This window comes from Microbispora sp. ATCC PTA-5024, assembly GCF_000511135.2.
In the GTDB taxonomy this organism is placed as follows: domain Bacteria; phylum Actinomycetota; class Actinomycetes; order Streptosporangiales; family Streptosporangiaceae; genus Microbispora; species Microbispora corallina.
Genome location: NZ_KI866527.1, coordinates 529,113 through 535,947 on the forward strand (window position 1 = coordinate 529,113; position 6,835 = coordinate 535,947).

Genomic DNA, 6,835 nt, shown 5'->3' on the forward strand with positions numbered 1-6,835 from the left:
GTGCCTCCTCAGCGAAGCTTGGGGTCGAGGGCGTCGCGCACGGCCTCGCCGAGCATGACGAAGGTCAGCACGCACAGGGACAGGAACGCCGCCGGGAAGAACAGGGCGTGCGCGCCGGTCCTGATGTACGACGTGTGGTCGGCGATCGCGATGCCCCACGAGATGACCGGCGCCCGCAGGCCGATGCCGAGCAGCGAGAGCGTCGCCTCGGCGCCGATGTAGCTGCCGATCGTGATCGTGGAGTACACGAGGATCGGCGCGAGCGAGTTCGGCAGGATGTGCCGGAAGATGATCCGGGCGGGACCCGCCCCCAGCGCGCGGGCGGCTTGCACGTAGTCCTGGTGCTTGGCCTGGATCACGGCCGAGCGCGCGATGCGCATCAGGATCGGCCAGCCGAGCACGGCCAGGACGACGATGACCACCGCCATGATCGTGACCTTGTCCGGGCTGGACTGCGCCGGGGCGATGGTGCCCAGGATGATGATGGCGCCCAGCACGTACGGCACTCCGAGGAACATCTCGCCCACGCGGGACAGCACGGAGTCGAGCCAGCGGGAGTAGTAGGCGGCCAGGACGCCGGCGACGCCGCCGAGCAGGACCGTCAGGAGCGTGGCCAGAACGCCGACGATGATCGAGGTGCGGGCCCCGTAGATCGTCCGGGCGAAGACGTCGCGGCCCTGCAGGTCGTACCCGAACCAGGCCTCGGCGCTCGGTCCCTCCATGCTCTTCGCGAGCGTGGCGTACTCGGGGTTCTTGTGCGTGAACAGCGTCGGGAACGCCGCCATGAGGAGGAACGCGACCAGCATCACCAGCGAGACCCAGAAGATCTTGCGGTGGCGCAGGATGTCCCACGTGTCGCGCCAGAGGCTCCGCGCCCGGTCGGGACGGCCGAGGCCGGGAACCGCCGCGGGGCCTTCCGCGTTCAGGAGGTCTTGCATCGCGGTCGGTTCACTCATAGCGGATCCTCGGGTCGAGCACGCCGTAGAGGAGGTCGACGAGCAGGTTGGAGATCAGGTACACCAGCACGAGCAGGGTCGCCACCGGGACCACGATCGTGTAGTCCTGCCCGGTGATGGCCCGGTAGAGCATGCCGCCGATGCCGTGGATGTTGAAGATGCCCTCGGTGATGATCGCGCCCGACATGAGCGAGCCGATCTCGGTGCCGAGGAACGTCAGCACGGGGACCAGCGAGTTGCGCAGCAGGTGGATCCCCACCACCCGGCGGTTCGTCAGGCCCTTGGCCACCGCGGTGCGCACGTAGTCGGACCGCAGGTTCTCCACGATGCTGGTCCGGGTCAGCCGGGCGGTGAACGCCATGTTGATGCTGGCCAGCACGAACGCCGGGACGATGAGCTCGCTCACCGTCGCCTCGTCCGACACCGTGGGGTTGATGATGTGCAGCTGCACGCCGAGCAGCCACTGCAGCAGGTAGCCGGTGACGAAGACCGGCAGCGACAGCAGGAACAGCGTGGAGATCGTCACCAGGTTGTCGAGGAAGCCGCCGCGCTTGAGGCCCGACAGGACGCCGGCGCCGATGCCGATGACGGCCTCGATGGCGACCGCGAGCAGGGCCAGCCGGATCGTGATGGGCCAGGCCGCCCCGAGCTGGTCGAGGACGGGGACCTGGTTGAAGTCGACGCCGAGGTCGCCCGTCAGCATGTTCTTCAGGAAGTGCCCGTACTGCACCAGCATCGGCTGGTCGAGGCCGAACTGGGCCCTCATGGCACTGACGTAGCTGTCGGGACATGGACGCTGGCCGCAACGCCCGGCGAACGGGTCGCCCGGCAGCTGCCAGACCATGTAGTTGATCAAGAACGTCGTGCCGAGCACCACGGGTATGAGTTGCAGCAGGCGCCGGATCGCATATCGGCCCATGCGCACCTCCAGTCGTTCGCGAGGTCTACGTGCGTCCCCGAGGATCGGCACGGGGAAGGCGTGATCGGACAGCCGCCGAGGCCGGTCCCGGTCCGGAACCGGCCTCGGAGGACGTGCGAGCCGGAGGCTAGGCTTCCTTGATCGCGATGGACAGCGGGTCGAGCTCGCCGAACGGCGTCACCTTCACACCCGTCACCCACTTCGAGGTGCCGGCCTGCAGACCGTACGACCACAGCGGAATCGCGGGCAGGTCCTGCGCAAGCATAGCCTCCGCCTCCTGGTAGTGGGCGGTGGCCTGGGCCGGGTCGGTCGAGGTGTCAGCCTCGTGCAGCTTCTCGTCGAGCGCCTTGTTGCTGTAGAGGCCGTCGTTGCTGGAGGCGCCGGTCTTGTACAGCGGGTTCAGGAAGTCCTCGATGTGCGGGTAGTCCATCTGCCACCCGGTACGGAACATGCCCTTGATCTTGTGCTGCGTGATGGTGTCGCGGAACTCGGCGAAGGTCGGCATCGCCTTGCCCACCACGGTGAACCCGGCGTCGCTGCCGAGCGCCTGGTTGATGCTGTTGGCGGTGGCGTCCACCCACTCCTTGTGCGCGGAGTCGCCGTTGTACCAGATCGGGAACTCCTTGGGCGGGGTGTAGCCCGCGGCCTTGGCCTTCGCCAGGTACTCCTTGGCCTTGGCCGGGTCGTAGGTGCACAGCTCGCCGCAGGAGCCGGCCTTGTAGCCCTCGACGATCGGGGAGACCCAGCTGTCGATCGGCACACGACCCTTGTTGAAGATCTTGTCGGTGATCGTCTTCCGGTCGATCGCCATGGAGATCGCCTTGCGGAAGTCGGCGTTGCCGCCGAACTCCTTGTCGTACAGCGGGAAGGTCACCGTCTGGATCGTGCCCTGCTGGCCCTCGATCGCGCGGTCGCCCAGGTCGCTCTTCCACTTGTCGCCGGCGAGCGCCGACGGCGGGATCAGCTCGGTGAAGTCGAGGTTGTTGGAGACCAGGTCCGCGTAGGCCGCGTCGTCGTCCTTGTACATCTTGTAGACGATCTGCTTGACCTTCGGCTTCTCCGCGCCCGCGTAGTCGGGGTTGGCGGCGACCACGATCTGCGAGTTGTGGTCCCACTTCACGAACTTGAAGGGGCCGTTCGTGATCGGGTTGGAGGCGAAGCCCTTGGGGTCCTTGAAGAAGGCGTCCGGGAGCGGCGCGAACGTGGAGTAGCCCAGCTTGGTGCGGAAGACGGCCACGGGCGAGGTCAGGGTCACCTTGAACGTGAGGTCGTCGACCACCTCGAGGCCCGACATCTTGTCGGTCTCCGGCTTCGGCGCCTGCTTCGGGCCGTCGGGGCCGTCGGGGTCCTGGGTGTTGACCTTGTCGAAGCCCTTGATGTCGCCGAACCAGAAGCTGCCGAGCTGCGCGTTCGGGGAGTACGCCGTGTAGTTCCACGCGTCGACGTAGTTCTTCGCCGTCACGGGAGTGCCGTCGGTCCACTTGAGGCCCGGCTTGAGCTTGATCGTCCAGACCGTGTTGTCGGTCGTGTCGATGGACGCGGCCTCGTCGAGCTCGGGGGCGGCCGTGTCGGTGTTGTACTTCACGAGCTTGCTGTACACGAAGTCGTTGATCGTGCCGCCGCAGGTCTCGTTGATGTTGCCGGGGACGAAACCGGTCTGGGGCTCACAACCGCGGATGTACACGGTGCCGTTGGCCGCGCGGGGGTTGTCGCCGCCGCCACCCGAGCCGCCGCTGCCTCCGCCGCACGCGGCGACGCCGAGCGCAAGCAGCGCGGTGCCGGTGGCGATCTTCGCGCCCTTAGTCACGCGCATAGTGGATAGGTCCTCCCTCTAAGGTTGGGCGTTCGGGCTGGTGAGACCCCCGGTTTGCCGGGCGCGGTCAAGCCAGCTGACGTCCTGCCAGTCGTCCGCGAGCATCCCTCACCCGACACACCAGAGCAGTATCTGGCGCGTTGCAGTTCGGTCACACGTGCGTCAGTGGGGCGTCACACCATATCTAGTGCGCGGACACCAAATGCCTAGCAGGGCCGCAAAGCCCCCATATCGTACATATATCACCCTTTCCCGTCACCTTGAGTGTCCGGTCACTACGAGTCCCGTGCCGTTGTCCCCTTATCACGATGTCGTGGGCTACCTTTGACCAAGTCGGAAGCCGCTCCCGGTGCGACAGCCGTCCACCGACCTCCATCCAATAGAGTCCATGCCATGAGCCAGCCGGAATCCGCGCTCGCGGACGCCCAGGCGGGCGGCCGAGCCCCGGAGTCACTGGCCGCGCTCGCCGCGCGTCACGGGTTGCGACGCGCCATCGCACGCCCCAGCATGCCCGCCTACCTGCGCCAACTGTGGGACCGGCGGCACTTCATCCTGACCTACGCCACGTCGAGGAACGTCTCCAAATACTCGGAGTCGGCGCTCGGCCAGCTGTGGCAGGTGCTGACGCCCCTGCTCAACGCCGCCGTCTACTGGCTGATGTTCGGCGTCATCCTGGCCCAGGCCAAGCACATCGCGCACTACCCGGCGTTCCTCGTCACCGGTGTGATGGTCTTCACCTTCACGCAGCGCACGGTGACCGGCGGGGCCAAGTCGATCTCCTCGAACCTGTCGCTCATCCGGGCGCTGCACTTCCCCCGGGCGGCGCTGCCCCTGGCGTACACCATCCAGGAGCTTCAGCTCCTCGGCTGGTCGATGGCCGTCCTCGTCGTCCTCATCCTGGTCATGGGGCTGCCGGTCACCATGCTGTGGCTGCTGGTGCCGGTCGCGCTGCTCATGCAGTTCTTGTTCAACATGGGCATGGCGCTGTTCATGGCCCGCGTCGGGGCCTTCGCCCGGGACATCAACCAACTGCTGCCGTTCATCCTGCGCACCTGGCTCTACGCCTCCGGCGTCTTCTACGCCATCAGCGACAGGACCAAGGACCTGCACAGCGTCCTGCGGTGGGCGCTGGAGTTCAACCCGGCCGCCGCCTACATCGAGTTCATGCGCGACCTGCTCATCTACGAGAGGTTCCCCGAGCGATGGGCGTGGACGACGTGCATATTCTGGGCAGTGTTCGCACTGATCGTCGGCTTCTGGTACTTCTGGCGGGCCGAGGAGAGGTACGGCCGTGGCTGAGCTGACCAAGGAGCTGTCCCAGGTGGCCCTCGAAGACCAGACGGTCGGTACGCCGACCGTGATCGTCGACGACCTCCACATCGTCTACAAGGTGTACGGCTCGACCAGCGAGTCCCAGAAGGGCAGCGCGGCCAACGCCCTCATGCGCCTCGTACGGCGGCAGGGACGCCCCGAGATGAAGGAGGTCCACGCCGTCAAGGGCGTGACCTTCGTCGCACACCACGGCGAGGCCATCGGCATCATCGGGCGCAACGGCTCCGGCAAGTCGACGCTGCTTCGGGCCATCGCCGGGCTGCTGCCGCCGCACAAGGGCGCCGTGTACACCAACGGCCAGCCCTCCCTCCTCGGCGTCAACGCGGCCCTCATGAAGGAGCTCACCGGCGAGCGCAACATCGTGCTCGGCTGCTACGCGATGGGCATGTCGCCGGCCGAGGTGCGCGAGCGGTACGACGAGATCGTCGACTTCTCCGGCATCGGGGAGTTCGTCCAGTTCCCCATGTCGACCTACTCGTCCGGCATGGGAGCGCGGCTGCGCTTCGCGATCTCCTCGGCGAAGACCCACGACGTGCTGCTGATCGACGAGGCGCTGGCCACCGGCGACCGCGACTTCAAGCGCAAGAGCCAGGAGCGCATCATGCAGATGCGCGAAGCCGCCGGGACCGTCTTCCTGGTCGCCCACAACCTCGACGTCATCGAGGAGACGTGCAACCGGGTCATCTGGCTGCACAAGGGAAAGATCAAGATGGAGGGCGACCCTCAGGAGGTCCTGGACGCCTACAACAAGGCCTGACAGATCGACAGGAGGGGTGAACCGTGCCGACGCCGCCACCGATTCCCTATGACCACCTTCCCGAGGTGCCCGCGCTCACCGTCGAGAGCGACGACGTGCGCGACGGCGAGCCCAAGCCCGAGGCGCACGTGTACAACGGCTGGGGCGTGAGCGGGCAGAACCTCTCCCCGCACCTGCGCTGGTCCGGCGCCCCCGAGGGCACGAAGAGCTACGCGGTGACCTGCTTCGACCCCGACGCCCCGACGGGCAGCGGGTTCTGGCACTGGGTGCTGTTCGACATCCCGGCGAGCGTGACCGAGCTGCCCACCGGGGCGGGCACCGCGCCCGACTTCAAGGGCCTGCCCGAGGGCGCCCAGCACGCCCGCAACGACTACAACGAGAAGTCGTACGGCGGCGCCGCCCCGCCGCCCGGGCACCCGCACCGCTATCTGTTCGCCGTCCACGCGCTGAGCGTGGAGAAGCTCGGCGTCGACGGCGACACGCCGCCCGCGGTGGTCGGGTTCAACGTCACCGCCAACACGCTCGCCCGCGGATTCATCGCACCTGTGTACGAAACCTGATACCTCAGGGCCGCCCGTTCCACTATGATTCGAACAGAGATTCGACGTAGGGGAGGGGCGGGATGAGCGACCTGGCGACGGCGATCGACAACCTGGCCGCCGAAGATCCCTCGGAGCTACCGGTCGGGACGATCACCGAGCAGCTCCTCGACCTTCACTGGCAGATGGCCCGCCTGCAGGCCCAGATCGCCCGGCGCACCCATCTGCGCGCCTCGGCGACCAGCCAGGCCAACTGAGAACGGCCGGCGCCCCTCGCGGGCGCCGGCCGTTCCTCATGTCGCGTACGGCGGGGTGGGTCGCCGTTCTGGCGCTGCTACTGCCCGATGCGCGGCGCGCGCGAGAGCGTCGCCGGCAGGGTGGAGGCGGTGGCGGCGGCCGTGGCGCTCGCCGAGGAGGCCGCGCTCGCGGCCTGGTCCGCGGCCTGCGCGGTCGTGTCGCCCGCGCCGGAGGCGTCGTTCCCGGCCGTGGTCACGGCGGCGTCCGCGTCGGCGTTCAGGT

8 protein-coding genes are annotated in these 6,835 nt (G+C 67.6%); 4 read left to right on the top strand and 4 right to left on the bottom strand.

All coding sequences use genetic code 11. The features are described from left to right. Positions 1–8: 8 nt before the first annotated feature. The 3 genes from MPTA5024_RS36915 to MPTA5024_RS36925 all read right to left on the bottom strand — a co-directional run bounded on the left by MPTA5024_RS36915 (position 9) and on the right by MPTA5024_RS36925 (position 3,688). Positions 9–956, bottom strand: coding sequence for an ABC transporter permease (locus MPTA5024_RS36915; protein ID WP_036332773.1), 948 nt, complete (start codon positions 954–956; stop codon positions 9–11). After that, positions 949–1,875: an ABC transporter permease gene (locus tag MPTA5024_RS36920; protein ID WP_036332775.1), complete on the bottom strand. Its 927-nt coding sequence runs from the start codon at positions 1,873–1,875 to the stop codon at positions 949–951. The genes MPTA5024_RS36915 and MPTA5024_RS36920 overlap by 8 nt, the downstream gene beginning before the upstream one ends. Before the next feature lie 127 nt (positions 1,876–2,002). Then, positions 2,003–3,688 carry a peptide ABC transporter substrate-binding protein gene (locus MPTA5024_RS36925; RefSeq protein WP_036332777.1) on the bottom strand — a complete coding sequence of 562 codons (1,686 nt, stop codon included), beginning with the start codon at positions 3,686–3,688 and terminating at the stop codon, positions 2,003–2,005. Between the two features lie 393 nt (positions 3,689–4,081). Here MPTA5024_RS36925 and MPTA5024_RS36930 point away from each other — a divergent pair, with 393 nt between their 5' ends. The 4 genes from MPTA5024_RS36930 to MPTA5024_RS43070 all read left to right on the top strand — a co-directional run bounded on the left by MPTA5024_RS36930 (position 4,082) and on the right by MPTA5024_RS43070 (position 6,573). Continuing rightward, a complete protein-coding gene (locus MPTA5024_RS36930; protein ID WP_036332779.1) occupies positions 4,082–4,987 on the top strand; it encodes an ABC transporter permease in 906 nt (301 codons plus the stop codon). Next, positions 4,980–5,777, top strand: a complete 798-nt coding sequence (locus MPTA5024_RS36935; RefSeq protein WP_198167617.1) for an ABC transporter ATP-binding protein — start codon at positions 4,980–4,982, stop codon at positions 5,775–5,777. Before MPTA5024_RS36930 ends, MPTA5024_RS36935 begins: the two co-directional genes overlap by 8 nt. A 23-nt stretch (positions 5,778–5,800) precedes the next feature. Then, positions 5,801–6,337, top strand: coding sequence for a YbhB/YbcL family Raf kinase inhibitor-like protein (locus MPTA5024_RS36940; RefSeq protein ID WP_036332781.1), 537 nt, complete (start codon positions 5,801–5,803; stop codon positions 6,335–6,337). A gap of 62 nt (positions 6,338–6,399) precedes the next feature. Continuing rightward, a complete protein-coding gene (locus tag MPTA5024_RS43070; RefSeq protein WP_198167618.1) occupies positions 6,400–6,573 on the top strand; it encodes a hypothetical protein in 174 nt (57 codons plus the stop codon). 77 nt (positions 6,574–6,650) lie between these two features. On the opposite strand, the gene MPTA5024_RS36945 is transcribed toward MPTA5024_RS43070, so the two are convergent. Further along, on the bottom strand, positions 6,651–6,835 hold a 185-nt coding region (locus tag MPTA5024_RS36945; protein WP_036332783.1), incomplete at its 5' end, for a hypothetical protein.